Origin of the sequence: Candidatus Pantoea formicae, assembly GCF_011752625.1 — a bacterium.
In the GTDB taxonomy this organism is placed as follows: Bacteria; Pseudomonadota; Gammaproteobacteria; order Enterobacterales; family Enterobacteriaceae; genus Pantoea; species Pantoea formicae.
This window is the reverse complement of sequence record NZ_VWXD01000006.1, coordinates 226780-252168: the sequence shown is the minus strand read 5'-3', so window position 1 is coordinate 252168 and position 25389 is coordinate 226780. Positions and strand designations below refer to the sequence as shown.

Genomic DNA, 25389 nt, shown 5'->3' with positions numbered 1-25389 from the left:
GCCCGTCAGTGACGTCAGGTTTTCTGGCACCCTATCAGGCTGCATGCAGTAACTCGTGAGAGGTTTCTGCCTGCGCCACTGCTGCAGTGGTCACGCCACTCGCACTACTTGCCTGGGCGTAGTAAGTGATGGATACGCCAGAACCGGCCAGCGCAGTTTGAATATGCGCGTAGGTGTCGGTGATATCCGAACCTTTCGACTCAAGGTATTTATCCAGCACGTACTCAAAGGCTTGAGTGCTGGTGCTGTCGAAGGTCAGATCGTAGATGATGGCGGCATTCAATGAGCTACTATCAAACAATGCAGCGTTGGACAGAAGACTGGCAAAGGTGCCGGTCACGGCAATCGCCGAGTTGCCGTTTGCTACGCCAAACTCATGCTGCGCAACATAATCCACCGCGACATTAAAGCCCGTTACTTGAATCAATGGCGCAGAGCTAAGGAATGATGTCAGAGTTGATGATGCGGGTGCGGCACCATGATCCGTGGCTGGTGTTGTCCCCAGAGTCAAAGTGTTAAGTGCGCCACTGGTATTGAATTCATATTTGCCATTTCCGTCGCTGTCGGTGGTGGTCCAACTGAATCCATTGGTAGAGGTCAGTACATATTTGCCCCCTCCAGCAGCGGGTGTAGTGTGATTAACCCCCTGGCCTGCATAAATGGTGAAAGGATAGGGGTTGTTAGTCCCCGCTTGATAGCTAGCAGCCCCGGTGTGATAAACCCCACTGGTATCCTTGATTGACCCTAAATAAGCGGGGTTATTGGTGTTGATGTTGGTTTGGTCGAAGTTGTTACGCCAGGTCGTGACATCGGTCTGTAAAGACATACGGCTTACTCCTTTTGTGATGGGCCAGGTACCATCCTGACCCTGATTTCTTCAAGCTAACTCTCTCAACCAACTGAATTTAAAAACGATATTCCAAATTGGCTGTTAAGGTTCGGCCGGGGTAGAAGTTGTAACCCATGCTGGTGGTGGTACCGTCCATCTGATTGGTCAGGTTGGCGAGGTAAACACCCAGTTTCAGATCGTCGGTGACTTTGTAATTCGCAAAGAGGTCGACTTTGAATGTTTTGGGCCATAGGTTGGCGGTAATCCAGCCATCGTGATCGGGCAGCGATTGCTGTGAGTTCTCTTCTGCTGCCGAACCCGGCTGAGCATCTTTGACATACCAATAAGCGGCGCGCTGTTTGCCACGGTAGATAAGTGTCGCGCCCAGCTCTAACTGGCCATGATAAGGAGTGATCGCTGCAGTGAGACTGCCACGGATCGGCTCAATCTGGCTGGTTTCCATCCAGTTCCAGCCGGAGTAACAACTCTGTCCGCCATTTCCGCTACCGCGCGTAATCGTGGTGGTGCCGTCATCGGCAATGCTTTGGGTGTAATAGTTGCCGCTGGGTGAATTCGCACTGCACATTTTATTGTCGTGACGCAGTGGCACCGTCAAATTGCTGCGGATATAGAACAGAGGTTGCTGATAGGCGAGATTAAATTCAAATCCTTGACGAATCACCGCGCTGAGATTGTTGACACTGCCAACACTTTGCCCGGCACTACCGCCATTTTCACCAATAATATCGTTGCTCATCCACAGTGGACCGTAGCCGATATAGTCTTTGATGCGGTTGCGGTAGAAGCCTACCCCGGCGCTGAAATCATCGGACTCGGTAAACAGGGCAGGGCGATGATAATTGAGCCCTAATTGTAGAGAGAGATTTTTTTCAGGCTTCAAATCAGGGTTGGCAATAAAGGCTTGGCGCATCCAGGCGCCGGAAATGTACATCTCGCCGCTAGTCGGCGCTCGTTCACCATAACCTAATGAAGCATAAGGAGTAAGCCCTGTTCCTGGCAGGGTATACTGGACCGCCAGGTTGCCGGACTTCAGATTGTAGTGATGCTTCTGGTTATCCGTCACCCAGCGCGTGTAGCCATTACCGTTGCTGGGATCGATCTTAACTGCATCGGTTGCAGCGGTGAGTTCTTCAAGGGCTTTTTCCGTGGCGTCCGCATAGCTTTCGCCCGCACTAATATACTGGTCTATTAACGGTTGGAACCCTGGAATTGTGCCACCCTTGCCGATATTCCCGCTGAGATAGCGAGGTGAATAAACATCCATTGCCACGTGCTGGAACCCGACTCCGGCGCTAATTTTTAGCGGGCCATCGTCGTCGGTGCTGAGATTAAGGGCGAGGCTTTGAGTGATAGTGCGCGAGTCGGTGTCCCATTCAGGCACCACATAGGTCAGACCCCATTGAGCATATTGTTTCTGCAGCGCATCTTCTTCGGAAAGGCTATCAACAGTTTTCTTTTCACGACGCAATTCTGCGCCGGCATCCAGTCGCCAGTTGCCCACCACCGGCAGTGAGAAATGACTACTGTTAGCCAGCTTGATGCCATTAGACTGATTATCGACGTCATAATGCAGCGGTTGGTTATAAGCGTAGGAACCAGCAATACCGAGCCAGCCCTGTTTTCTTCTTTGCTGCTCGTGGTAAATCTGAATGCTGGGGTTAATTAGGTCAGAAAATTCACCCTGATATTTCAGGCTGATCACACGGCTATCCAGCTCATTTTTCACCGACCACGGAGAACCGAACCATTCCGCGTCAGTACCATTATTAGACGCTTTAATTTGCGGCTTCTGATCGCTTTCAAAACGCGAGTGGCTGGCTGAGGCGAACAAATCCAGGCGTTGGTTAAATTCGTCGTTGAAGTAATGTCGTAGGCGGAGCATTTGTGAATCAGCTGTTCGCTCAGTGCCTTTTAGCGCGCCGGATTTGGCTGCCTGTTTTAGCCATTGCAAACGCTGAGGTGTCAGCATGCAGTTATTCAGGCCATCCTGAAAACCGCCAGAGACGCCTGTAACTCCACCATAGCGGCAGTTTTCGGCCGAATTGTAATAAGTGTTTTGATCATCATAGAACTGCAGATTGGTCGCGTGAAACCCATTAAGCATCTCACCCTGATTGAAATTGCTCCCCACGCTGTAAGCATCATTTTTGCTGCGTGATACGCCGAGCAATACATCCCAGCTTTCATCACGGCCAGCAAGGAAAGCGGCGCCCGACGGTTTTTGTCCATTGGCATACTGACTGAAACCCGTTGAGCCGCGCACCATGCCACCGAGCGATTTACCGGGACGCAGCACGTCGTCAATATCCAGGTAGCGGAAATTGACGCTGCCTCCGAGACTGCCGAGTGTACCGGTGGAGGTATTCACGCCGCGCGTGACATCAATAGATTGCAGAAACTGTGGCTCAACATAGATTGAGCCGGTTTGACCGATATCTCTGGTAAAGGCGGTAAAGTTTTGTGAAATGCCTTCAAGTTGCTGCGAAACACGACCATAGCCCGCCACTCCTTGAATGCCAATCGACACATCAGGGCGCGCATAAAGGCTGTTCATCGAGGTGCCGGAGATCTGGTCCACTACGTCACTCAGGTGGCTGGCTTTGCGGCGTTCAAGGTCTTTTTTGCTGGCACCGGCGTTCAGCATGGTTTTCGGTGGCGGTGCAGCAGGCTCACTTCCCGTCACGGTGAGGGTATCTGCGGAAGTCGGCTTGGCGTCCGCTCCGGTGGAGGCAGTCTGCTGCGCCAGCGTCTGCGCGCTGGAAAATGACATCAAGGTCAACAACGTAATCTTAGAGAGCGTGCCGGTATATCTGCCCGCTTTACGATCCCAAATCATGTCGGTATCAGCCTGTTAAAAAGGAAACAATCCCTTATGTTTTTATGAGTATGCGAATGATAATGAGATTGATAGTTATTTCGTTTTTATCTCGCACATGTCCGGCGTTTGGATTCAGAGAAGGAGAGTTGCAATCGTAAAAGCGGCTCAACCAATCAAGATTTATCTGAATACCTTTTCTGCAGGTGCCAGGATGCTAAGAGAAGAACAAAATATCGGCTACCGCATTCCAGACAAAACTTGTCAATTTCGGAAATATTTTTACATTACACTTACGTTGGGATGACAAATTGCGACCATTTTTAAGTGAGTACGCTGCAAATCGCCGCAAGAAGTGGAGGGTTATTCTTCTGGCAAATGTCCGTGCGCCCATTTTTTAGGGGCAATGCCAAACTGATTCCGGAACACCTTGCTGAAGTGGCTGACATTGGCGAACCCTACGGCCTGCGCTGTTTCTGTCACACTGGCTCCCGAGGAGAGCATGGCTAGCGCGACATCCAGCCGAATGCGTGTTAAAGACTCGTGGACGGTGGCACCGTATAACGCATTAAAGCCCGCCTGTAGACGCTTTTCATTCAACCCAACAGCATCGGCCAGTGATTGCACGCTCCATGTTTCCTGATGGCGGTCTTCCAGCATGGCCCGCGCTTGCAGTAATCGCAGTCGGTCGGAGGGTACAGCGCGCAGCGTTGACGCATTACCATGCTCACGCGAACATTTATCCAGCACCGCTGCGATGGCCTCGCTGACTTTGGCACAGAGAAAAACATTCCTCGCTTTATCATCAAGATAACGACACTGACTAATTTCAGCCGCTAAACGTTGCAGGCCGCTAAAGATGGGCATTTGCGCCACGCTGGCGTTGATGTGTGGCATCCCGCCCAGGATGGACTTCATGTATTTCAACACGTCATCCATGCTGAGACCGGTCATGCCTTCTAACGCGTCTGGCGTCAGGTGAATATTGACCAGACGGAACTCAGGTTCTGGGGTAAGCGTATCCCATCCTGACACCTGTTCACCGGTGGCAGTGAGGCTGACGCAGCCAGCATCCAGGCGAAAAGTCTCTCCGTTATCAAAGCCCGCCTCGATACAGCCGCGTAAAAGGATGCTCATTGAGAGAGAAGCGCCGCCCTCAACTTTGAAGGTCCATGCGCTATCCGGGCGTCCATTCATAAAGCAAATATTCACGCCGGGGCGAGGTTGCTCCATTCGAATGATGCGCGCCCAGCCTTCGGGAAGGGCTTGCTGGGCCACCTGAGTGGGATTGTGGCGCGAGTTGTCCATCGCACTCCTTGCTGTGTCTGCCATAACGTTTTCCCTGTCGTGCGTATCGCTGCTGGTTGGCGCGCGGTGTTATTTTTATTGTAAATGATTATCATTATTGATAATAACAGTGGGAGAGGTGATGACAAGCAATTATCAACCCGTTCTTTTTTGCGGATTTAGTGGATTTTAAGCCCCAACTTGAGTTGAATGTGGGCCTGTTAACCGCTTTTACCTTAAAAGATTTTCGCGATAATATGCGCCATGATGATGGATGATCGACGCTAAAAAATACGCAATAAGGCTTGCCATCCCAGGCAATTCAGTCCACAATAGCGACCTTTCCGGCATTCCATGCGGTAAAATCTATAAAAATCAATGAGTTAAGTGTCTCGTCACTCTCCATGCAAAATTTCTCATTTGCCGTTTGATTTAAAAATTATCCACAGCGTAAGCGCTATTCTCTCTGGCGACTCTTGCCATTTTACAAAAAATCGTAAACAGAGTTATCCACAGCTTTGCATTGGTGTTATTAAGCCAAATTCAGCTCTATTTATTTACATTATTTTAATAACAAGTTGATTTTATTGGATAATATTTTATTTCGAAATGTTGAAATAATGCATTGCAACTGCTATGACAATTGAATGACAACAAGTTTTTATTTTTATGCACAGCGTGTGGAAAAGGTTTTAACGCATAACCTTTGCTATTTTTTGTTCAGGCATCACGCGGCAAGCCTTTCTCAATGACCCGTACCAGCCTTTTTTGCTGCGCAAGCTGGACTTCAACTGCATTTTCACTGCGTTTTTGCTGCTGTTGGCTGATTGACCAATCAATATGTTCATCCAGCATCGAATGCTCCCCCAGCCGTGACCTCAGTGTCTCCATGATCTCCATACTGTAAGGCGCATTACCTAACGCTACTGCCACATTTCTTAACCAGCGCAAATGCCCAATACGTCGTATCGCGGAGCCTTCTGTGACGCGTAAAAACTTCGCCTCATCCCATTTGAACAAATCGATCAACTCTGGCGCGTGCAGAACGGCGCGCGGGGAAAAATCTTCTTCATCCGTCAGTTGGCCATAGCGATTCCATGGGCAAATCAGCTGGCAGTCATCACAGCCGTAAATTCGATTACCAATCAGGGGACGGAACTCTTCGGGAATGGCGCCTTCCAATTCGATGGTGAGATAGGAGATACAGCGGCGCGCATCTACGACATAAGGTTCAACAATGGCGGAGGTGGGGCAAATGGTGATGCAGGCAACGCAGCGCCCGCACTGCTCTTCCTGAGGCTTATCAATCGGCAATGGCAGGTCAATCAGCAACTCGCCGAGGAAGAACCAGGAGCCCGCTTCACGGTTAAGAATCAGTGAATGTTTACCGGTCCAGCCCAATCCTGCTTTGGCGGCAATTGAGCGTTCAAGTATTGGCGCGGAATCGACAAACGGGCGGAAGTTGAGTTCGCCACAATGTGCCTGGATCATTTCTCCAAGCCTTTTCAGTCGATTGCGCAATACTTTGTGATAATCGCGGCCCAGCGCATAGCGACTCACGTAGCCCAGCTGTGGGTTCTTCAAGGTGCTGGCAAAAGCGGCTTTAGCGGGAAGATAATTCATACGTACGCTGATCACGCGTAATGTGCCGGGCAGCAGTTCATGTGGACGTGCACGCATCATGCCGTGACGCGCCATCCAATCCATCTCGCCGTGATACTGCTTTTCCAGCCAGGCTTGTAGTTTAGGTTCTTCGGCGCTGAGATCGGTATCGCAAATACCAACCTGCTGAAAGCCGAGTTCGCGCCCCCACTGTTTTATCTGTTGGGCAAGCTGTTGAAGATCGAGAGGGTATGACATGAGAAACCAGGAAGTTGAAGCAAACGCACGCAGTTTATCACACTCTGTCTGGCCTGCGCAGGCGATGAGGAAACTGGAACGTGATGCTGCTGACAGTATGGGTGTCACGCTGTATGAACTGATGCAGCGCGCGGGTCAGGCGAGTTATGAGCTGGCAAGAGCGCAGTGGCCGCAGGCGCAGCACTGGCTGATTTTGTGCGGTCATGGCAACAATGGCGGCGATGGATATGTCGTGGCGCGGCTGGCGCAAGCGGCGGGCCTGAATGTCACCTTGCTGGCGTGTGTCGGTAACAAGCCTTTGCCTGAAGAAGCGCGGCTTGCGCAGGAGGCTTGGCTGGCGGCAGGGGGCGTCATCCATGCAGCGGAAGCCGCTTGGCCAGAACAGATTGATGTGATTGTGGATGCGCTGCTGGGCACAGGTATCAATCGCGCCCCTGCTGCTCCGTATGATTATCTAATTGAATTAACCAATGCGCATGCTGCCCCCGTTCTGGCCATTGATATCCCATCAGGGCTTGATGCTGCGACGGGCACCACGCCCGGTAGCGCCGTTATTGCTCATCACACGCTCAGCATGATCGCGTTAAAACCGGGTCAATTGACCGGTAAAGCGCGTGATTACGTGGGCCAGTTGCATTGTGACTTGCTGGGTTTAGGTGCCTATCTTGCTGGCGAAGTGGCCCCCCTCTCGCGTTACGATGCAAAGTATCTGACACACTGGCTGAAACCGCGTCGCGCCACCTCGCACAAAGGCGATCACGGCCGCCTGTTGGTCATCGGTGGCGATACGGGCACCGCGGGTGCCATCCGCATGACGGGGGAGGCGGCACTGCGCAGCGGTGCCGGGCTTGTGCGCGTGCTGACACATGAAGATAATATCGGCCCGATTCTTACCGCGCGGCCAGAGCTGATGGTCGAAACCTTGAGTGATAAATCGCTGGATCACGCGCTGGAATGGGCTGATGTCATCGCCATCGGACCGGGGTTGGGGCAACGCGATTGGGCCCAGCAGGCCTTGAAGAAGGTAGCGACCAGTGAAAAGCCGATGCTTTGGGATGCTGATGCACTTAACCTGCTGGCAATCAATCAGGATTACCGTCAGAATCGCATTATTACGCCGCACCCCGGCGAAGCGGCACGTTTATTAGGTGTGAAAACCGCTGAAATCGAACACGATCGCTTACATGCCGCGCAGACCCTGGTGAAACAATATGGTGGCGTGGTGGTGTTGAAAGGCGCTGGCACCATTGTGGCTAGCGCGGTGGGTGAGATGGCGATTGCTGATGTGGGTAATGCGGGCATGGCGTCAGGTGGTATGGGCGATGTGCTGACCGGCATCATTGCGGCCCTGGTCGGGCAAAAACTAAATTTATTTGAGGCAGCCTGCGCGGGCTGCGTCGCTCATGGGGCAGCAGCTGATGCCGCTGCCCGTCAGCGCGGGACGCGAGGCATGTTAGCCACTGATTTGTTCGAACTGCTGTGGCAGTTTGTTAATCCAGAGATGATCCAACAATAAAGCATGAAGACCTGTGTTCTCCCTTTGCCCGATGAGGCAGCAACCCTGAATCTGGGTGCGCAACTGGCGCGCGTATGCAGCAGCGCGGTGGTGATCTATCTTTATGGCGATCTTGGTGCCGGTAAAACCACCTTTAGTCGCGGCTTTTTGCAGGCGCTGGGCCATCAGGGCAATGTCAAAAGCCCCACCTATACGCTGGTCGAACCGTACGAGATTGGTTCACGCACGCTGTATCACTTCGATCTTTATCGCCTCGCCGACCCCGAAGAGCTGGAGTTCATGGGGATTCGCGACTATTTCAGCGGTGATGCCCTTTGCTTAGTGGAGTGGCCGCAGCAGGGGAGTGGCGTGCTGCCGGAGCCCGATCTGGCGCTGACGTTGCGCTATGTGGATTCTGCACGTGAAGCAGAAATCAATGCCGTTTCTGCAGTAGGTGAAACCTTGTTGCAGCAGTTTCAGCAAGGCAGGGAGCAGGCATGATTTCACGGATGAAAGGGATTTTGCTGGCGGCGCTCTGTCTCTTTTCTGCCTCGACGCTAGCAGCCACGTTGTCAGATATTAAAGTCGAGAACGGTGACAGCCAGGCGACGGTCACACTGAGCTTTAACGGCCAACCTGTGTATGGTTTTTTTCCGCTACACAACCCGAACCGCGTAGTGCTGGATATTCGCCAGAGCGGTGCGATTAAAGGCTTACCGCTCAATTTCAGCGGTGAAAACATTGTTCAGCGCATTCGCAATAGCCAGCCAAAAGATAAACAAAGCATTCGTTTGGTGTTTGAGCTAACGCAGGCGGCAAAGACACGTGCGACCACACAGCGCGAGGGTAATCAGTACCGCGTTGTGTTCACTATCAACGGCACGCAGCCGGCACGTCGTAGCTCGGCTGCCGCTCCCGTGACGGCGGTACGTCAGAGTGAAAGTGCCGCGAATCCGTTCAATGCCAATCCCGTCACCACGGTTTCTAACACCAATACTACGGTGCGCCCTGGCGGTGCGGTATCGCGTAACGAAGCGGTGATTGTCGCGATCGACGCCGGCCACGGCGGCCAGGACCCGGGTGCCTCGGGTCAGCATGGATTGCATGAGAAAAACGTCACCATTGCCATTGCGCGTAAACTTAAGGCATTGATGGATCAGGACCCGATGTTCAAGCCAGTCTTGACGCGTAACGGCGACTACTTCATTTCGGTGATGGGCCGTTCAGAGGTGGCGCGTAAAGAGAATGCCAACCTGCTGGTTTCCATTCACGCCGATGCCGCACCAAACCATTCAGCGACCGGTGCATCGGTCTGGGTGCTGTCAAACCGTCGCGCGAACAACGAAATGGCTAACTGGCTGGAGCAGAAAGAGAAGCAGTCTGAACTGCTGGGTGGTGCCGGCGATTTACTGGCGAACAGCCAGGCCGATCCCTACCTAAGCCAGGCGGTGCTGGATTTGCAGTTCGGCCACTCTCAGCGCGTAGGTTATGACGTAGCGGTAAAAGTGTTGCAGCAACTGCGTGGTGTCACACCGTTGCACAAACGTTTACCGGAACATGCCAGCCTTGGCGTGTTGCGTTCCCCGGATATCCCTTCTTTACTGGTTGAGACTGGCTTTATCAGTAACGCGGCGGAGGAGCGGCTGCTTGGCAGTAGCGCGTATCAGGAGAAGATTGCTCAGTCGATTTATAAAGGACTGCGTAACTATTTCCTCGCGCATCCGCTGCAATCCATCCCAAAGGAGGAAAACCGGCCGCTGGACAGCGCACCAGCGGTTAGCGTAGCCAGCAACCCGGCGACGGGCACTGTGCAATATACCGGCGCCACTCAACGCCACACAGTGACGAGCGGTGAGACACTCTCCGGCATTGCCGCCAAATATGGCGTCAGCATGGACACCTTGCGCGATCTCAACAATCTGAAGCGCGATGTGGTATGGGTGGGGCAACGCCTGAAGGTGCCCGCAAAGTCGGGCGTCATCGCCACTACGGCCAGTCGTCCAACGCGGCATAAAGTGGTGAGAGGGGATTCGCTCACCGGGATTGCGGCGCATTATGGCGTCAGTCCCAAAGCCATCATGCAGGCGAATAATATGAAGTCGAGCAATGTCATGCTGGGGCAAAATTTAAAGATTCCGCAATCCTGATTGCTGGCTCTAAGGAGCCAGCCCGCTACAAGGAACACCACCATGCCAATACAGATTTTACCTCCGCAGCTGGCGAACCAGATTGCCGCAGGCGAAGTGGTTGAGCGACCGGCATCGGTCGTTAAAGAGCTGGTGGAAAACAGTCTTGATGCGGGGGCAACCCGTATTGATGTTGATATCGAAAAAGGCGGCGCCAAGCTTATTCGCATCCGTGATAACGGCTGCGGTATTGCCAAAGCGGAGTTGGCGATGGCGCTGGCGCGTCATGCCACCAGCAAAATTTCCTCGCTTGATGATCTGGAGGCGATTGTCAGCCTCGGTTTCCGCGGCGAAGCACTTGCCAGTATCAGCTCGGTTTCGCGTCTGACGCTCACCTCACGTACTGCGGAACAAAACGAAGCCTGGCAAGCCTATGCGGAAGGGCGTGATATGGATGTCACGGTGAAACCTGCGGCCCATCCGGTAGGCACATCGCTTGAAGTGCTCGATCTGTTCTACAACACCCCGGCGCGGCGCAAGTTTATGCGTACCGAAAAAACCGAATTTACGCACATTGATGAGGTGATTCGCCGTATCGCGCTGGCACGTTTTGACGTGGCGATATCACTGACGCACAACGGCAAGCTGATGCGACAGTATCGCGCGGTGGATCAGGATGCGCAGCGAGAGCGTCGGTTAGGCGCCATCTGTGGCACCACATTTATGCAGCATGCGCTGCGCATTGACTGGCAGCATGACGATCTGGCATTACGCGGCTGGGTGGCCGATCCGGCGGGTTCGCGTCAGGTTACCGACCTACAGTACTGCTATGTGAATGGCCGTATGATGCGTGACAAGCTGATCAACCACGCCATCCGCCAAGCCTATCAGACGCAACTTGGTGACGACCAACAACCGGCTTATGTGCTTTATCTGGAAATTGATCCTCATCAGGTGGATGTGAATGTACACCCCGCCAAGCATGAAGTGCGCTTTCACCAGTCGCGGCTGGTACATGACTTTATCTGGCAGGGCGTGATGAGCGCACTGCAGGCCAGTCGTGCGGCGGCGTTACCGATCGCGCATGCGGAAGAACCGATCCCACAGTGGCAGCCGGAAAATCGCCAGGCTGCGGGGGCTAATCACTTCGCACAGCCCGCCAACACACCTCGTCACAACGCCGGAACATCTACAAGCGGCGCGCAAGCAGGTTGGCAGAGCAAAGAGCCGGTTTATCGCGCACGTGAAGGGACTGCTTATCAGCAGTTGATGAAAACATCTGTGGTGGAAACGCCACGGGATGTTATCTCCCCCTCGAAGCCTGCTGCCCGGCAAGCGGACGCACGAGAAGCGCCACTGGCTGCGCATGCACAGAGCTTTGGTCGCGTATTAAGCGTGATGCACGAACGCTATGCGTTGTTGGAGCGTGGCACTCAGTTGCAGCTTCTTTCACTGAGTGTTGCTGCGCGCTGGCTAAAACAGGCCCAGTTACAACCGGGAGAAGAGGGGCTAAAGCCTCAGCCATTGTTGATCCCCGTACGGCTGAAAATTGCCAAAGAAGAGTTGAATATTATTGAGTCGCAAGCCGCGCTGTTGGGCTTGATGGGCATTGATTTACAAAGAGAAGGTCAGCATGTGACCCTACGCGCTGTCCCTTTACCGTTACGAACACAAAATTTACAAATCTTGATTCCAGACCTGTTAGGCTATCTCGCCCGGCAGCAAGAGGTTTCTGCATCCTCGCTGGCCCAATGGCTGGCAAGACGTGATGAAGCAGAAACAGCGAACTGGAATCACTCGCAGGCGATTGCACTGCTGGCAGAGCTGGAACGGCTTTGTCCGCAACTGCTGAAGTCGCCGCCTTCAGGTCTGTTACAGACCATTGAGATTGAGAGCGCGATTAACGCGTTGAAGCATGAGTGAACTAAACCAGGCTGGCCGGCCAAAGGCAATTTTTTTGATGGGGCCTACTGCTTCCGGAAAGACGGCGTTAGCCATCTCGTTGCGTCAGCAACTTCCGGTTGAACTAATCAGCGTTGACTCTGCCTTAATCTATCGCGGGATGGATATTGGCACGGCGAAACCGTCGGCAGAAGAGTTAGCACTGGCGCCCCATCGTTTGCTGGACATTCGTGACCCAGCGGAAGCGTATTCCGCTGCAGAGTTTCGTCGCGATGCCTTGGCAGAAATGGCGGAGATTACCCAAAAGGGTAAGATTCCGCTGCTTGTTGGTGGAACCATGCTCTACTTCAAGGCGTTGCTTGAAGGATTGTCGCCGTTGCCCTCGGCCGATCCCGACGTGCGCCAGAAGATTGAGCAAATGGCGGCGGAGAAGGGGTGGGAAGCCCTGCACCGCCAACTGTGTGAAATCGATCCGGTCGCGGGTAGTCGTATTCATCCGAATGATCCGCAGAGACTTTCGCGAGCACTGGAAGTTTTTTTTATTTCGGGTAAAACTTTAACGGAACTGACAAAAACATCCGGCGAAGCGTTACCCTACGACGTGTACCAATTTGCTATCGCTCCGGCGAGTCGTGAACTGATACATCAACGCATTGCGTTGCGTTACGACCAGATGCTAGCGTCAGGATTTGAAGCGGAGGCTCGTGAACTGTTTGCACGAGGTGATTTGCATACGGACATGCCTTCCATTCGTTGTGTAGGTTATCGCCAGATGTGGTCTTATCTTTCTGGTGAAATCGATTACGACGAAATGGTTTATCGGGGAATTTGCGCCACCCGGCAGCTCGCTAAACGCCAGATGACCTGGTTACGTGGCTGGCCTGAAGTCCACTGGTTAGACAGTGACGAGCCAGAATTAGCGCGTAATGCGGTGCTTCAGGTAGTTAGTGCGAAGCAGGGATGATTGTGTACAATTGGTCCGTTATCGTGCGCAAATTTTTACGCAGTTTTTCTGAACCACGGTTCTTAAAGTAACAAACAACAAGCATATAAGGAAAAGATAGAATGGCTAAGGGGCAATCATTACAAGACCCGTTTTTGAACGCATTGCGTCGTGAACGTGTACCGGTTTCGATCTATTTGGTGAATGGTATTAAGCTGCAAGGACAAATTGAATCCTTTGATCAGTTCGTCATTCTGTTGAAAAACACGGTTAGCCAGATGGTGTACAAGCACGCCATCTCTACAGTGGTTCCTTCGCGTCCGGTTTCGCACCATAGCAACAACCCGGGCGGTAGCGGTGGTAGCAGCAATTACCATCATGGCGGAAGCAACCAGGGCGCTCAGTCGCAGCCACAACAAGACGGCGATAACGCAGAATAATTTTGCGATGCCGTAAAGCCAGGGCTGGGGAGCGAAAACGTTTTCCCGTCCTGGTTATTTTATTTTAGCGAGGTTATAGCTTGTTTGACCGTTATGATGCCGGTGAGCAGGCCGTACTGGTACACATCTGGTTCTCCCAAGACAAAGAGCTGGAAGATTTGCAGGAGTTTGAAACTCTTGTCTCTTCTGCGGGCGTCGAAGCGCTGCAAGTGATCACTGGCAGCCGTAAAGCGCCACATCCCAAATATTTTGTCGGTGAAGGAAAGGCAGTTGAAATTGCCGATGCGGTGAAAGCGAGTGGAGCATCGGTCGTGTTATTCGATCATGCCTTATCGCCTGCCCAAGAACGTAATCTCGAGCGAGTGTGTGAATGTCGCGTTGTCGACCGCACTGGCTTAATTCTCGATATTTTTGCCCAGCGCGCCCGTACCCATGAGGGTAAATTACAGGTCGAGCTGGCACAGTTACGCCATATGGCAACCCGATTAGTGCGTGGATGGACGCACCTCGAACGCCAAAAAGGCGGTATCGGTCTGCGTGGACCGGGTGAAACGCAGTTGGAAACGGACCGTCGTTTGTTGCGTAACCGCATCAGCCTTATCCTTTCCCGCCTTGAGCGTGTAGAGAAACAGCGTGAACAGGGCCGACAAGCCCGCGCCAAAGCCGATGTGCCAACCGTTTCACTGGTGGGTTACACCAACGCCGGAAAATCCACCCTGTTCAATGCGGTGACATCTGCCAATGTGTATGCGGCGGATCAGCTGTTTGCCACACTTGATCCGACTTTGCGTCGCCTGAACGTTGCAGACGTGGGTGAAGTGGTATTAGCGGATACCGTTGGTTTTATCCGCCACTTGCCACATGACTTAGTGGCGGCCTTTAAAGCTACTCTGCAGGAAACGCGTCAGGCGACGTTATTACTGCATGTGATCGATGCTGCCGATTTACGCGTTAACGACAATATTGAAGCCGTAAATGAAGTGCTGGCAGAAATCGAATCCGATGAGATACCGACGCTGTTGGTAATGAATAAGATCGATATGCTGGATGGCTTTGTGCCGCGTATTGATCGTGATGAAGAGAATAAACCCACTCGCGTGTGGCTTTCCGCTCAGAGTGGAGAAGGTCTACCTTTACTTTGGCAGGCGCTTTCTGAGCGTTTAGCCGGTGAAATTGCGCAGTACGATTTACGTCTGCCGCCGGAAGCGGGCCGTTTGCGCAGCCGCTTCTATCAGTTGCAGGCGATTGAAAAAGAATGGAATGAAGATGATGGCTCTGTCGGTTTACACGTGCGAATGCCTATCGTTGACTGGCGTCGTTTGTGCAAGCAGGAGCCATCCTTAGCCAGTTATATTGTTTGATATTGCCCTAACGCCTTTACCCAACTGATTGAAAAGTGTTGTGACAATTGCTGTAAGCCGCAGATAAGCAGGTTTTGACCGACTATTTCGGATTTCAGCAAGGCGGCAACTGAGTGAATCTCCGGGAGCTTACGTCAGTAAGTGACTGGAGTGAACGAAGACAGCCAACGCAGCTGCAATTCGAAAGAGGAAGGGTAAAAAACGTAAATACAATAAATGGAGTAGAGACATGGCGTGGAATCAGCCCGGAAATAACGGACAGGACCGCGACCCGTGGGGAAGCAGCAATAATCAAGGCGGCAACTCTGGGGGAAATAAGGGAGGGCGCGATCAGGGGCCTCCTGATCTGGATGATATCTTCCGTAAGCTGAGTAAAAAACTCGGCGGACTGGGCGGTGGCAAACAGAGTGACAACAATGGCCAGCGCGGCGGTGGTAGCGGTGGCAAACTGGTTGGCATCGTTGCTGTAGCCGCAGTGGTCATCTGGGCTGCCAGCGGTTTCTACACCATCAAAGAAGCGGAACGAGGCGTGGTGACGCGCTTCGGCAAATTCAGCCATCTGGTTGAGCCGGGTCTGAACTGGAAACCGACCTTTATCGATCAGGTCCGTGCCGTCAACGTTGAAGCCGTGCGTGAGCTGGCTGCTTCTGGCGTGATGCTGACTTCAGACGAAAACGTGGTGCGCGTTGAAATGAACGTGCAGTACCGTGTGACCGATCCTGAACGCTATCTGTATGCGGTCACCAGTGCTGACGACAGCCTGCGCCAGGCCACTGACAGCGCGCTGCGCGGTGTCATCGGTCGTTCCACCATGGATCGTATTCTGACAGAAGGCCGTACCGTGGTGCGTAGCGAAACCCAGCGTGAGCTTGACGAAACCATCCGTCCTTACAACATGGGTATCACGCTGCTCGACGTGAACTTCCAGGCGGCGCGTCCACCGGAAGAGGTGAAAGCGTCGTTTGACGATGCCATCGCCGCACGTGAGAACCGTGAGCAGTACGTGCGTGAAGCAGAAGCCTACTCGAATGAAGTACAGCCGCGTGCAAACGGTCAGGCTCAACGTATTCTTGAAGAAGCCCGTGCTTACAAAGAGCGTACGGTATTGGAAGCTCAGGGTGAAGTGGCCCGCTTTGCGTTACTGCTGCCTGAATACAAAGCCGCACCGCAAATTACCAAAGAGCGTCTGTATATCGAAAGCATGGAACGCGTGCTCAGTCATACGCGCAAGGTATTGGTTAACGACCGTGGTAACAGCCTGATGGTTCTGCCACTGGATCAACTGATGCGTGGGGGCCAAGTTTCTGGCAACCAGGGCGGCCAGAAAAATACCAATTTGATGAAGTTGCCGTCTTCGTCAGGCAGCACTGCCAGCAGCGATGAGACTTCATCTTACAGTCCAAGTAGCATCATGGACCAGCGTCGCGCGAATGCGCTGCGCAACGATACCCAGCGCGCAGGGAGGGAGTAATCGATGCGTAAGCCAATTATCGCCGTAATCATTGTCGTACTGGTGGCGCTGTACGCATCACTGTTTGTGGTGCAAGAAGGTGAGCGTGGCATCGTGCTGCGTTTCGGTAAGGTTCTGCGTGACAGCGAGAACAAACCGCAAGTATTCGAACCGGGCTTGCACTTCAAGATTCCATTTATTGAGACCGTGAAGTCGCTGGATGCACGCATTCAGACCATGGATAACCAAGCTGACCGCTTTGTGACCAAAGAGAAGAAAGATCTGATCGTTGATTCCTACATCAAATGGCGTATCAGTGATTTCAGCCGTTACTACCTGGCAACCGGTGGTGGCGACGTTTCTCAGGCAGAAGTCCTGCTGAAGCGTAAGTTTAGCGACCGTCTGCGTTCTGAAATGGGTCGTCTGGATGTGAAGGACATCGTCACGGACTCACGTGGCCGTCTGACTACCGACGTGCGCGATGCCCTGAATACCGGTACTGCGGGCAATGATGATGAAGTCGCGACGCCAGCAGCAGATGATGCTATCGCCAGCGCGGCAGCCCGTGTTGAGCGTGAAACCAACAGCAACGAACCAGCGCCGAATCCGAACAGTATGGCGGCTCTGGGTATTCAGGTGGTTGATGTACGTATCAAGCAGATCAACCTGCCAGCTGAAGTGTCAGATGCTATCTACAACCGTATGCGTGCTGAACGTGAAGCCGTAGCGCGTAGTCAGCGTTCACAAGGTCAGGAAGAGGCAGAGAAACTGCGTGCGCAGGCAGACTACCAGGTGACGCGTACTCTGGCAGAAGCTCAGCGTCAGGCGCTGATTTCTCGTGGTGAAGGGGATGCTCAGGCAGCGAAGCTGTTTGCCGATGCATTCAGTCAGGATCCTGATTTTTACGCCTTTATCCGTAGCTTGCGTGCCTATGAGAACAGCTTCTCTGATAATCAGGATGTGATGGTATTAAGCCCGGATAGCGATTTCTTCCGCTTTATGAAGGCGCCTACTAACACCACGCGTTAATAACTGATATAACCTTGAGGCCGACAATGTTGTCGGCCTTTTTTTTGGGAAAAATACAATGAACACAACCATCTGGATGGCACTCGCGCTCGTTTTGGTGCTGGAAGGGTTGGGACCGATGTTCCTGCCACGCATCTGGCGTCGCATGATCTTGTCGATGGCGCAATTACCCGACCGCATCCTGCATCGTTTTGGCGGTGGCTTGGTGGTGGCAGGTGTTGTGATTTATTACATGCTCAGCGTCCATGCGAATGGTTGAATCTGAATTTTTGTGATGTCGCATGGATAAATTGTGTTTTGCCATCATGATTTCCCCTACATGTTGTGAGTTGACCAAAACTCAGGCAAAAAACCGCGCAATCGTATGCTAAAAGTGCTGAAAGAGACAAAATCCGGTGGTAGAATCCATTTTTAAGCAATCGGTGATTTTGAAAAAATGGGTAAGAACGTCGTCGTACTGGGCACCCAATGGGGTGACGAAGGTAAAGGTAAGATCGTAGACCTTCTGACTGAACGCGCGAATTACGTTGTGCGTTACCAGGGTGGCCACAATGCAGGCCATACACTTGTCATCAACGGTGAAAAAACCGTCCTCCACTTAATTCCATCTGGCATCCTGCGTGATAACGTGACCAGCATCATTGGTAATGGTGTTGTGCTTTCACCTGAAGCGCTGATGAAAGAGATGAAAGGCTTGGAAGAGCGCGGTGTGCCGGTACGTGAACGTCTGCTGATCTCTGAAGCATGTCCACTGATTCTCCAATATCACGTCGCGATGGACGTGGCGCGCGAGAAAGCGCGTGGCGCCAAAGCTATCGGTACTACCGGTCGTGGTATCGGTCCAGCTTACGAAGATAAAGTTGCACGTCGCGGTCTGCGCGTGAGCGATCTCTTCAACAAAGAAACCTTCGCCGTTAAGTTGAAAGAAATCGTCGATTTCTATAACTTCCAGCTGGTTAATTACTACAAAACCGATGCGGTTGACTACGAAAAAGTGCTGAGCGATACGTTGGCTGTGGCTGACATTCTGACCAGCATGGTGGTTGACGTTTCTGACCTGTTGGACGGCGCGCGTAAGCGTGGCGATCTGATCATGTTCGAAGGTGCGCAGGGTACGCTGCTGGATATCGACCACGGTACTTATCCGTATGTGACCTCGTCGAACACCACCGCGGGTGGCGTAGCGACCGGTTCTGGTATCGGTCCGCGTTACGTCGATTATGTGCTGGGTATCGTGAAAGCTTACTCAACTCGCGTGGGTGCAGGTCCATTCCCAACCGAACTGTTTGATGAAACCGGTGAGTTCCTGTGTGCACAGGGCCACGAGTTTGGCGCGACCACCGGTCGTCGTCGTCGTACTGGCTGGCTGGATGCGGTTGCAGTACGTCGTGCGGTACAAATCAACTCTCTGTCAGGTTTCTGCATGACCAAACTGGACGTGTTGGATGGCCTGAAAGAAGTGAAAATCTGTGTGGCTTATCGTATGCCTGATGGCCGCGAAATGACCACCACGCCACTGGCTGCGGAAGGTTGGGAAGGCATTGAGCCAATCTACGAAACCATGCCAGGCTGGAGCGAAACCACCTTTGGCGTGAAGACGCTGGAAGGTTTGCCACAGGCAGCACGTGATTACATTAAGCGTGTAGAAGAAGTGACCGGTGTGCCGATTGATATTATTTCTACTGGCCCGGACCGTAGTGAGACCATGATTCTGCGCGACCCGTTCGACGCATAATCTTCTCAGGCCGGACATAGTCCGGCCTTTGTTTATCCGCTCTTTGACTCCGCTCACTCTCTTTTTTCTTGCAGTTATCGATACTTGCCTGAAAAAAACGCACCGGCCTTCACACACTGGTTTATCATCATACTTAAACACCACGCCGACCGGCGCATAACCCTAACGCCCGATGATTCACCGAGGTATATGTGCAACTAACAAGTTTTACCGATTATGGTCTGCGTGCGCTGATTTACATGGCGACGTTGCCGGAAGGTAAGCAGACCAACATTACCGAAGTCACCGACACCTACGGAGTGTCGCGTAACCATATGGTTAAAATCATCAATCAACTGAGCCGGGCTGGCTTTGTCGCCGCAACACGCGGTAAAAACGGCGGAATTCGTTTAGGCATGGACCCGGAAAAAATCGTGATTGGCCAGGTTGTGAGAAAAATGGAGCCTTTGCAGCTGGTGAACTGTGAAGAGTGTGCTATCACCCCAGCCTGTCGTCTGCGTAATGCACTGAACAGTGCGGTCCAACTTTTCCTGCAGGAATTGGATAACTACACGCTGGCTGACCTGGTCAAAGATAACGATTCGCTGTACCAAATTTTATTGTCCGAACCGCCGGTGGCAATCCAAATTAAATGACATCGGAGGAACCGTAATGTCAAAAGATCCTTTCCAGGATAGAGAAGCAGAGAAGTACGACAACCCCATTCCAAGCCGCGAATTTATTCTGGCGCTGTTTGAAAAGCGTGAGAAACCCATCAATCGTGATGAAATTGCCCAGGAATTGAATATCACCAGCGAAGAGCAGCTCGAAGCGCTGCGCCGTCGTCTGCGCGCCATGGAGCGCGACGGTCAGCTGGTGTTTACCCGTCGTCAATGTTACGCCTTGCCAGAGCGCCTCGACTTACTGCGCGGCAAAGTGATTGGCCATCGTGATGGCTATGGCTTCCTGCGCGTGGAAGGCCAGAAAGACGATTTTTATCTCTCTGCTGAGCAGATGAAATTTTGCCTGCACGGTGATGTGATTCTGGCGCAGCCGGGCAGTGCGGATCGTAAAGGTCGTCGTGAGGCACGCGTCGTGCGCGTGCTGGAACCGCGTAATAGCCAGATTGTGGGCCGCTACTTTACCGATGCCGGTACAGGTTTTGTGGTGCCGGATGACAGCCGCCTGAGCTTTGATATCCTGATCCCGCAGGAAGAAACCCAGGGCGCGCGCATGGGCTCAGTGGTGGTCGTAGAGATCGTGCAGCGCTCAACCCGCCGCACCAAAGCCATCGGCAAGGTTACCGAGATTCTTGGCGATAATATGGGCACCGGCTTGGCAGTCGATATGGCGCTGCGCACCCACGAGATCCCCCATACCTGGCCGGAAGAAGTTGAGAAAGAGATTTCTAAGCTAAATGAGCAAGTGCCAGAAGCGGCGAAACAAGGCCGCGTCGATCTGCGCAAGTTACCGCTGGTCACCATTGATGGTGAAGATGCGCGTGACTTTGATGATGCGGTGTACTGTGAGAAAAAACGCGGTGGTGGCTGGCGTCTCTGGGTGGCGATTGCCGATGTGAGTTATTACGTGCGTCCGGGTACGGCACTGGATGCGGAAGCGCACCAGCGCGGCACCTCCGTGTACTTCCCCTCTCAAGTGGTGCCGATGCTGCCAGAGATTCTCTCTAACGGCCTCTGCTCACTCAATCCACAGGTGGATCGCCTGTGCATGGTCTGCGAGATGACGGTCTCTGCGGGCGGTAAGCTGACCGGTTTCAAACATTATGAAGCGGTGATGAACTCCCATGCGCGTCTGACCTACACCAAAGTGTGGAACATTCTGCAGGGTGATGCTGAGTTGCGCGAGCAGTACGCCGCGCAGGTGAAGCATCTGGAAGAGCTGCATCAAATGTATCAGGCGCTGGAAATTGCACGTGAACAGCGTGGCGGCATCTCCTTTGAAACTGAAGAAGCCAAATTTATTTTCAATGCTGAACGTCGCATTGATCGCGTGGAACGCACCGTACGCAATGACGCGCACAAGTTGATTGAAGAGTGCATGATTCTCGCGAACATTGCCTCTGCTCGCTTTGTCGAGAAAAATCAGGAACCTTCGCTGTTCCGCGATCACGATCGTCCAACGGAAGACAGCATCAAAAGCTTCCGTACCGTGTTGAACGAGCTGGGCTTGAGTCTGCCGGGCGGCGCGAAACCGAACCCCATCGATTATGCCGATTTGTTAAAGCAAGTGGCCGATCGCCCCGATGCGGAAATGCTGCAAACCATGCTGCTGCGCTCGATGAAGCAGGCAGTTTACGATCCTGAGAACCGTGGCCACTTTGGTCTGGCGCTTCAGTCATACGCGCACTTTACCTCGCCGATTCGTCGTTATCCCGATCTGCTGCTGCACCGTGCCATTAAGTATCTGCTGGCCAAAGAGCAGGGCACGCTGAAGGGCAATACCACACCAAACGGTGGCTATCACTACGACATGCAGCAGATGCTGCAACTCGGCCAGCACTGTTCGATGACCGAACGCCGCGCTGACGAAGCAACGCGTGATGTGGCCGATTGGCTGAAGTGTGACTTTATGCAGGATCAGGTGGGTAACGTCTTCAACGGCGTGATCTCCAGCGTCACTGGCTTTGGTTTCTTTGTCCGTCTCAATGACCTGTTTATCGATGGTTTGGTCCACGTTTCCACGCTGGATAACGATTACTATCGCTTCGATCCGATTGGTCAACGTCTGATCGGTGAGTCAGGTGGCCGTACTTATCGCCTTGGCGATGCTGTTGAAGTCCGTGTCGAAGCGGTGCATATGGACGAAAGAAAAATCGACTTCGCGCTGATCTCCAGCAAACGCGTGCCGCGCGGTGAGGGTAAAACCGAGCGTGAACGTGAGAAGCGCGGCGGTAAACCACCGGCTAAGCGCCGCCGTGATGCGGGTAAAAAAGGCACTTTCGAGCCTGATTCTGCATTCCGTGGTGATAAGAAAAAGTCAGCGGTTGCTGAAAAACCGGCAAAAACTGAGAAAAAAGGCAAAAAAGTCTCAGAGAAAACCCGTAAAATCGCCGCCGCCACAAAGGCCAAGCGTGGGCCGAAGAAGAAACCTAACGAAGCCTGAGGCTGGGGCGCGAGGCCTGAAGGGCTGATCGCATCTTGATGCAAGGGTCGCCATAAATGGCGCCCCTACGTAAGGTCAGCCTGTTGTAATGGCTACCGTACGTCAGAATAGCGCGTTTTGTAGGGTGCGCATTTATGCGCACCTGGTTATTACCCCAATATTCAAATATCTACATCCAACCTTGAGCAAACAAATGAGTGAAATAATTTTTGGTATTCATGCCGTGCAGGCGCTGCTGGAACGTGATCCTCAGCGTTTTCAGGAAGTCTTTATTCTCAAAGGCCGTGACGATCGTCGCCTGCAGCCACTGATTGCCGCACTGGAAGCTCAGGGGATCGTAGTGCAGGTGGCTAACCGTCAATGGCTGGATAGCCAGGTGGAAGGCGGGGTGCATCAGGGCATTGTGGCGCGCGTCAAGCAAGGCAAGAACTATCAGGAAGGCGACCTGCCGGACCTGCTGCAAAGCCTCGATAAGCCGTTCTTGCTGGTGCTGGATGGCGTTACCGATCCCCATAACCTGGGCGCATGCCTGCGTAGCGCAGACGCCGCTGGCGTGCATGCTGTCATTGTGCCCAAAGACCGCGCCGCCCCACTCAATGCCACAGCGAAAAAAGTCGCCAGCGGCGCCGCTGAAAACGTGCCGTTGATTCGCGTTACCAACCTGGCGCGCACCTTACGTCTGCTGCAGGAATATAACATTTGGGTGGTCGGTACCGCAGGTGAAGCCGATCACACGGTGTATCAGAGCAAAATGACCGGCCCAATGGCGCTGGTGATGGGTGCAGAAGGCGAAGGGATGCGTCGTCTGACTCGCGAGCATTGCGATGAGCTGATCAGCATCCCGATGGCAGGTAGCGTCTCTTCTCTGAACGTCTCTGTGGCGACCGGTGTGTGCCTGTTTGAAGCGGTGCGCCAGCGTCAGGCGTGATCCTCGCCGCAAAAGTGTTTTTGTACCAGGCATAACTGCACATCCTCTCCATACTTGAACCATGTGTTCAAGTATGGGGGATGCAATGTGATGCCTTGGACAACTCACAGTGTTTTCAATCAACCGCAACCACTCAGCAACACTAACCTGTTTACCCGCGACAGCGCCTTGGTCGAAGCGGTCACCCGTGAAGGTGCCAGCTGGGATCGTGAATGGCTCGCCTCCGTCGGGCTGCAACTTGGCAGCGCCGAATCGCTTGAATTAGGCCGCCTGGCCAACACTCAAGCACCCGAATTGATGCGCTATGACGCGCGTGGTGAACGACTCGATGAAGTCCGCTTCCATCCTGCGTGGCATCTTTTGATGCAAGGCTTGTGTGCCAGTCGCTTACACAATCTCAGTTGGCAACCGGATGTGCAGCCCAATGCGATGGTGGCGCGTGCTGCGCGTTTTATCCTGCATGCCCAAGTGGAAGCGGGTTCGCTTTGTCCCGTCACCATGACGCACGCTGCCATCCCGCTGCTGCAAAACCATCTGCCGGACGCTTACGCCAGCTGGCGTGAACCGCTGCTCAGCGACCGTTACGATGCGCATCATCTGCCGGGCAGCCAAAAGCGCGGGCTGTTGATTGGTATGGGGATGACGGAGAAACAGGGCGGTACGGATGTCTTGAGCAATACGACGCGCGCGGAACCGCTTGGCGTGCGGGGATCGGGTGAGCCTTATCGTATTACCGGCCACAAATGGTTCTTCTCGGTGCCACAAAGTGATGCGCATTTGATTCTGGCGCAAACGGCACAGGGATTGAGCTGTTTCTTCCTGCCACGACTGCTGCCGGATGGAACGCGTAATGCCATCCGTATCGAACGATTGAAAGACAAATTGGGGAATCGTTCCAATGCCAGTGCCGAAGTGGAGTTTCAGGACGCGATTGGCTGGTTGATGGGCGAAGAGGGCGATGGCGTCCGCTTGATCCTTAAGATGGGTGGCATGACGCGCTTTGACTGTGCCTTGGGTAGCCATGGTTTGATGCGTCGAGCGCTCTCCATCGCTCTGCACCACGCGCAGCAGCGTCAAGTGATGGGAAAAAACCTCAGCGACCAGCCATTGATGCGTTATGTGCTGGCGCAGCAGGCGCTGCAACTGGAGGGACAGACTGCGCTGCTATTACGGCTGGCACGAGCCTGGTCAACCCCCGCCAGTGAGCATGAACGCTTATATGCGCGCTTGTTGACTCCCGCCGCGAAATTCGGCATCTGCAAGGCGGGCATGCCGTTTGTGGCGGAAGCGATGGAAGTGCTGGGTGGGATGGGTTACTGCGAAGAGAGTGAGCTGCCGCGCCTTTATCGCGAAATGCCGGTGAACAGCATTTGGGAAGGTTCGGGTAATGTCATGTGCCTCGACGTATTGCGCGTTTTAGGGCGTCATGCGGATGTGATGACGATGCTGAATGATGAGTTCGATGCAGTGAAAGGCAGTAACCGTCACTTTGATCGTCGATGGCGTCAGCTACGGCTGCAATTGAATAACCTGCGTGAAGGCGTGGCACGAGACGTGACGCAAGAGATATTACAATTGGCGAGTGCGGCTGTGCTGCTCAAAGTGGCAGAACCGCCGCTGGCCGATGCCTGGTGTGATCAACAGCTGGATATGCGTGGCCGACGCGCGTTGAGTGACGATCTCGCCACGCGTTTACTGCTGCGCGCCAGCGCCAGTTGAGGGAGCGCCATACAGAATGGCAGTGCCATACCAAAAACCGGGCAGGGTTGTTTCATCCAGCATCAGAATTTGATAATAGACCGCGCCCAGTTGGTTGGCTCGCGCGGCCAGTGCGCGCTCCGCATCATCGGGCGATCCACGTGTGGTGACCGTGATATTGCCGAGTTTACGCAAGCCGTCACTTTGCGCACGAGTAATCTCTTGCGCGTGGCTGGTGGGCGGTGGCGGTGCCTGAGGCGTGGTTTTGAACGCAGCACAGCCACTTAACAACAGGCTTATGACCAAAAAAAGGCGACGCATAGCTTGCTCCAGAAAGAGGAAGATAGCTCCAGTTTATGCCATCTTCC

Annotated in this window: 20 protein-coding genes; 15 read left to right on the top strand and 5 right to left on the bottom strand. The window is 53.3% G+C overall.

Features of this window, described 5'->3' with window-relative positions:
• Positions 1-34: 34 nt before the first annotated feature.
• The 4 genes from F3J38_RS18605 to queG form a co-directional block, all read right to left on the bottom strand.
• Entirely contained in the window at positions 35-826 is a 792-nt protein-coding gene (locus F3J38_RS18605) for a hypothetical protein (protein ID WP_167140847.1), read from the bottom strand.
• 79 nt (positions 827-905) lie between these two features.
• Positions 906-3686: a TonB-dependent receptor domain-containing protein gene (locus F3J38_RS18600; RefSeq protein ID WP_167140846.1), complete on the bottom strand. Its 2781-nt coding sequence runs from the start codon at positions 3684-3686 to the stop codon at positions 906-908.
• A 342-nt stretch (positions 3687-4028) separates the two neighbouring features.
• The gene (locus tag F3J38_RS18595; protein ID WP_167140845.1) at positions 4029-4997 is read right to left on the bottom strand and encodes a helix-turn-helix transcriptional regulator; all 969 of its coding nucleotides are present in this window, start codon (positions 4995-4997) and stop codon (positions 4029-4031) included.
• A gap of 675 nt (positions 4998-5672) precedes the next feature.
• Positions 5673-6812 carry a tRNA epoxyqueuosine(34) reductase QueG gene (gene queG / locus F3J38_RS18590; protein ID WP_167140844.1) on the bottom strand — a complete coding sequence of 380 codons (1140 nt, stop codon included), beginning with the start codon at positions 6810-6812 and terminating at the stop codon, positions 5673-5675.
• Here queG and nnr point away from each other — a divergent pair.
• From nnr to F3J38_RS18510, 15 genes are all read left to right on the top strand, one after another.
• A complete protein-coding gene (nnr, locus tag F3J38_RS18585) occupies positions 6811-8328 on the top strand; it encodes a bifunctional ADP-dependent NAD(P)H-hydrate dehydratase/NAD(P)H-hydrate epimerase (RefSeq protein WP_167140843.1) in 1518 nt (505 codons plus the stop codon). The two genes, queG and nnr, sit on opposite strands and share 2 nt — an antisense overlap.
• 3 nt (positions 8329-8331) lie before the next feature.
• On the top strand, positions 8332-8808 hold the full coding sequence (gene tsaE, locus F3J38_RS18580; RefSeq protein WP_167140842.1) for a tRNA (adenosine(37)-N6)-threonylcarbamoyltransferase complex ATPase subunit type 1 TsaE: 477 nt from the start codon (positions 8332-8334) through the stop codon (positions 8806-8808).
• Complete coding sequence (gene amiB, locus F3J38_RS18575) at positions 8805-10454, top strand: N-acetylmuramoyl-L-alanine amidase AmiB (protein ID WP_167140841.1); 1650 nt, start codon at positions 8805-8807, stop codon at positions 10452-10454. Before tsaE ends, amiB begins: the two co-directional genes overlap by 4 nt.
• A 42-nt stretch (positions 10455-10496) precedes the next feature.
• A complete protein-coding gene (mutL, locus tag F3J38_RS18565) occupies positions 10497-12356 on the top strand; it encodes a DNA mismatch repair endonuclease MutL (RefSeq protein WP_205298313.1) in 1860 nt (619 codons plus the stop codon).
• Positions 12349-13299, top strand: a complete 951-nt coding sequence (gene miaA / locus F3J38_RS18560) for a tRNA (adenosine(37)-N6)-dimethylallyltransferase MiaA (RefSeq protein WP_167140839.1) — start codon at positions 12349-12351, stop codon at positions 13297-13299. Before mutL ends, miaA begins: the two co-directional genes overlap by 8 nt.
• A 101-nt stretch (positions 13300-13400) precedes the next feature.
• Positions 13401-13718, top strand: a complete 318-nt coding sequence (gene hfq / locus F3J38_RS18555; RefSeq protein ID WP_167140838.1) for an RNA chaperone Hfq — start codon at positions 13401-13403, stop codon at positions 13716-13718.
• Positions 13719-13798: 80 nt separating this feature from the next.
• Positions 13799-15079 (top strand): ribosome rescue GTPase HflX, encoded by a 1281-nt coding sequence (hflX, locus tag F3J38_RS18550; protein ID WP_167140837.1) that lies wholly within the window; start codon positions 13799-13801, stop codon positions 15077-15079.
• Between the two features lie 229 nt (positions 15080-15308).
• Positions 15309-16550 carry an FtsH protease activity modulator HflK gene (gene hflK / locus F3J38_RS18545; RefSeq protein ID WP_167140836.1) on the top strand — a complete coding sequence of 414 codons (1242 nt, stop codon included), beginning with the start codon at positions 15309-15311 and terminating at the stop codon, positions 16548-16550.
• A gap of 3 nt (positions 16551-16553) precedes the next feature.
• Positions 16554-17558: a protease modulator HflC gene (gene hflC / locus F3J38_RS18540; protein ID WP_167140835.1), complete on the top strand. Its 1005-nt coding sequence runs from the start codon at positions 16554-16556 to the stop codon at positions 17556-17558.
• 58 nt (positions 17559-17616) lie between these two features.
• Positions 17617-17817 carry a DUF2065 domain-containing protein gene (locus F3J38_RS18535; RefSeq protein ID WP_167140834.1) on the top strand — a complete coding sequence of 67 codons (201 nt, stop codon included), beginning with the start codon at positions 17617-17619 and terminating at the stop codon, positions 17815-17817.
• Positions 17818-17994: 177 nt separating this feature from the next.
• Entirely contained in the window at positions 17995-19293 is a 1299-nt protein-coding gene (locus tag F3J38_RS18530; protein WP_097119488.1) for an adenylosuccinate synthase, read from the top strand.
• Between the two features lie 191 nt (positions 19294-19484).
• A complete protein-coding gene (gene nsrR / locus F3J38_RS18525; RefSeq protein WP_167140833.1) occupies positions 19485-19928 on the top strand; it encodes a nitric oxide-sensing transcriptional repressor NsrR in 444 nt (147 codons plus the stop codon).
• Between the two features lie 16 nt (positions 19929-19944).
• Positions 19945-22395, top strand: coding sequence for a ribonuclease R (rnr, locus tag F3J38_RS18520; RefSeq protein ID WP_167140832.1), 2451 nt, complete (start codon positions 19945-19947; stop codon positions 22393-22395).
• 193 nt (positions 22396-22588) lie between these two features.
• Complete coding sequence (rlmB, locus tag F3J38_RS18515; RefSeq protein WP_167140831.1) at positions 22589-23323, top strand: 23S rRNA (guanosine(2251)-2'-O)-methyltransferase RlmB; 735 nt, start codon at positions 22589-22591, stop codon at positions 23321-23323.
• Positions 23324-23413: 90 nt separating this feature from the next.
• The gene (locus F3J38_RS18510) at positions 23414-25042 is read left to right on the top strand and encodes an isovaleryl-CoA dehydrogenase (RefSeq protein WP_167140830.1); all 1629 of its coding nucleotides are present in this window, start codon (positions 23414-23416) and stop codon (positions 25040-25042) included.
• Here the strand turns inward: F3J38_RS18510 and bsmA are convergent.
• Positions 25016-25342: a biofilm peroxide resistance protein BsmA gene (gene bsmA, locus F3J38_RS18505; RefSeq protein WP_167140829.1), complete on the bottom strand. Its 327-nt coding sequence runs from the start codon at positions 25340-25342 to the stop codon at positions 25016-25018. The two genes, F3J38_RS18510 and bsmA, sit on opposite strands and share 27 nt — an antisense overlap.
• Positions 25343-25389: the final 47 nt, after the last annotated feature.

Coding starts and splice junctions, on each gene's coding strand:
- tsaE (WP_167140842.1), top strand. CDS start 8,332: ATGAAGACCTGTGTTCTCCCTTTGCCCGATGAGGCAGCAACCCTGAAT.
- F3J38_RS18600 (WP_167140846.1), bottom strand. CDS start 3,686: ATGATTTGGGATCGTAAAGCGGGCAGATATACCGGCACGCTCTCTAAG.
- rnr (WP_167140832.1), top strand. CDS start 19,945: ATGTCAAAAGATCCTTTCCAGGATAGAGAAGCAGAGAAGTACGACAAC.
- bsmA (WP_167140829.1), bottom strand. CDS start 25,342: ATGCGTCGCCTTTTTTTGGTCATAAGCCTGTTGTTAAGTGGCTGTGCT.
- F3J38_RS18510 (WP_167140830.1), top strand. CDS start 23,414: ATGCCTTGGACAACTCACAGTGTTTTCAATCAACCGCAACCACTCAGC.
- rlmB (WP_167140831.1), top strand. CDS start 22,589: ATGAGTGAAATAATTTTTGGTATTCATGCCGTGCAGGCGCTGCTGGAA.
- hflC (WP_167140835.1), top strand. CDS start 16,554: ATGCGTAAGCCAATTATCGCCGTAATCATTGTCGTACTGGTGGCGCTG.
- hflK (WP_167140836.1), top strand. CDS start 15,309: ATGGCGTGGAATCAGCCCGGAAATAACGGACAGGACCGCGACCCGTGG.
- queG (WP_167140844.1), bottom strand. CDS start 6,812: ATGTCATACCCTCTCGATCTTCAACAGCTTGCCCAACAGATAAAACAG.
- F3J38_RS18605 (WP_167140847.1), bottom strand. CDS start 826: ATGTCTTTACAGACCGATGTCACGACCTGGCGTAACAACTTCGACCAA.
- F3J38_RS18535 (WP_167140834.1), top strand. CDS start 17,617: ATGAACACAACCATCTGGATGGCACTCGCGCTCGTTTTGGTGCTGGAA.
- nnr (WP_167140843.1), top strand. CDS start 6,811: ATGAGAAACCAGGAAGTTGAAGCAAACGCACGCAGTTTATCACACTCT.
- F3J38_RS18530 (WP_097119488.1), top strand. CDS start 17,995: ATGGGTAAGAACGTCGTCGTACTGGGCACCCAATGGGGTGACGAAGGT.
- F3J38_RS18595 (WP_167140845.1), bottom strand. CDS start 4,997: ATGGCAGACACAGCAAGGAGTGCGATGGACAACTCGCGCCACAATCCC.
- miaA (WP_167140839.1), top strand. CDS start 12,349: ATGAGTGAACTAAACCAGGCTGGCCGGCCAAAGGCAATTTTTTTGATG.
- hfq (WP_167140838.1), top strand. CDS start 13,401: ATGGCTAAGGGGCAATCATTACAAGACCCGTTTTTGAACGCATTGCGT.
- amiB (WP_167140841.1), top strand. CDS start 8,805: ATGATTTCACGGATGAAAGGGATTTTGCTGGCGGCGCTCTGTCTCTTT.
- mutL (WP_205298313.1), top strand. CDS start 10,497: ATGCCAATACAGATTTTACCTCCGCAGCTGGCGAACCAGATTGCCGCA.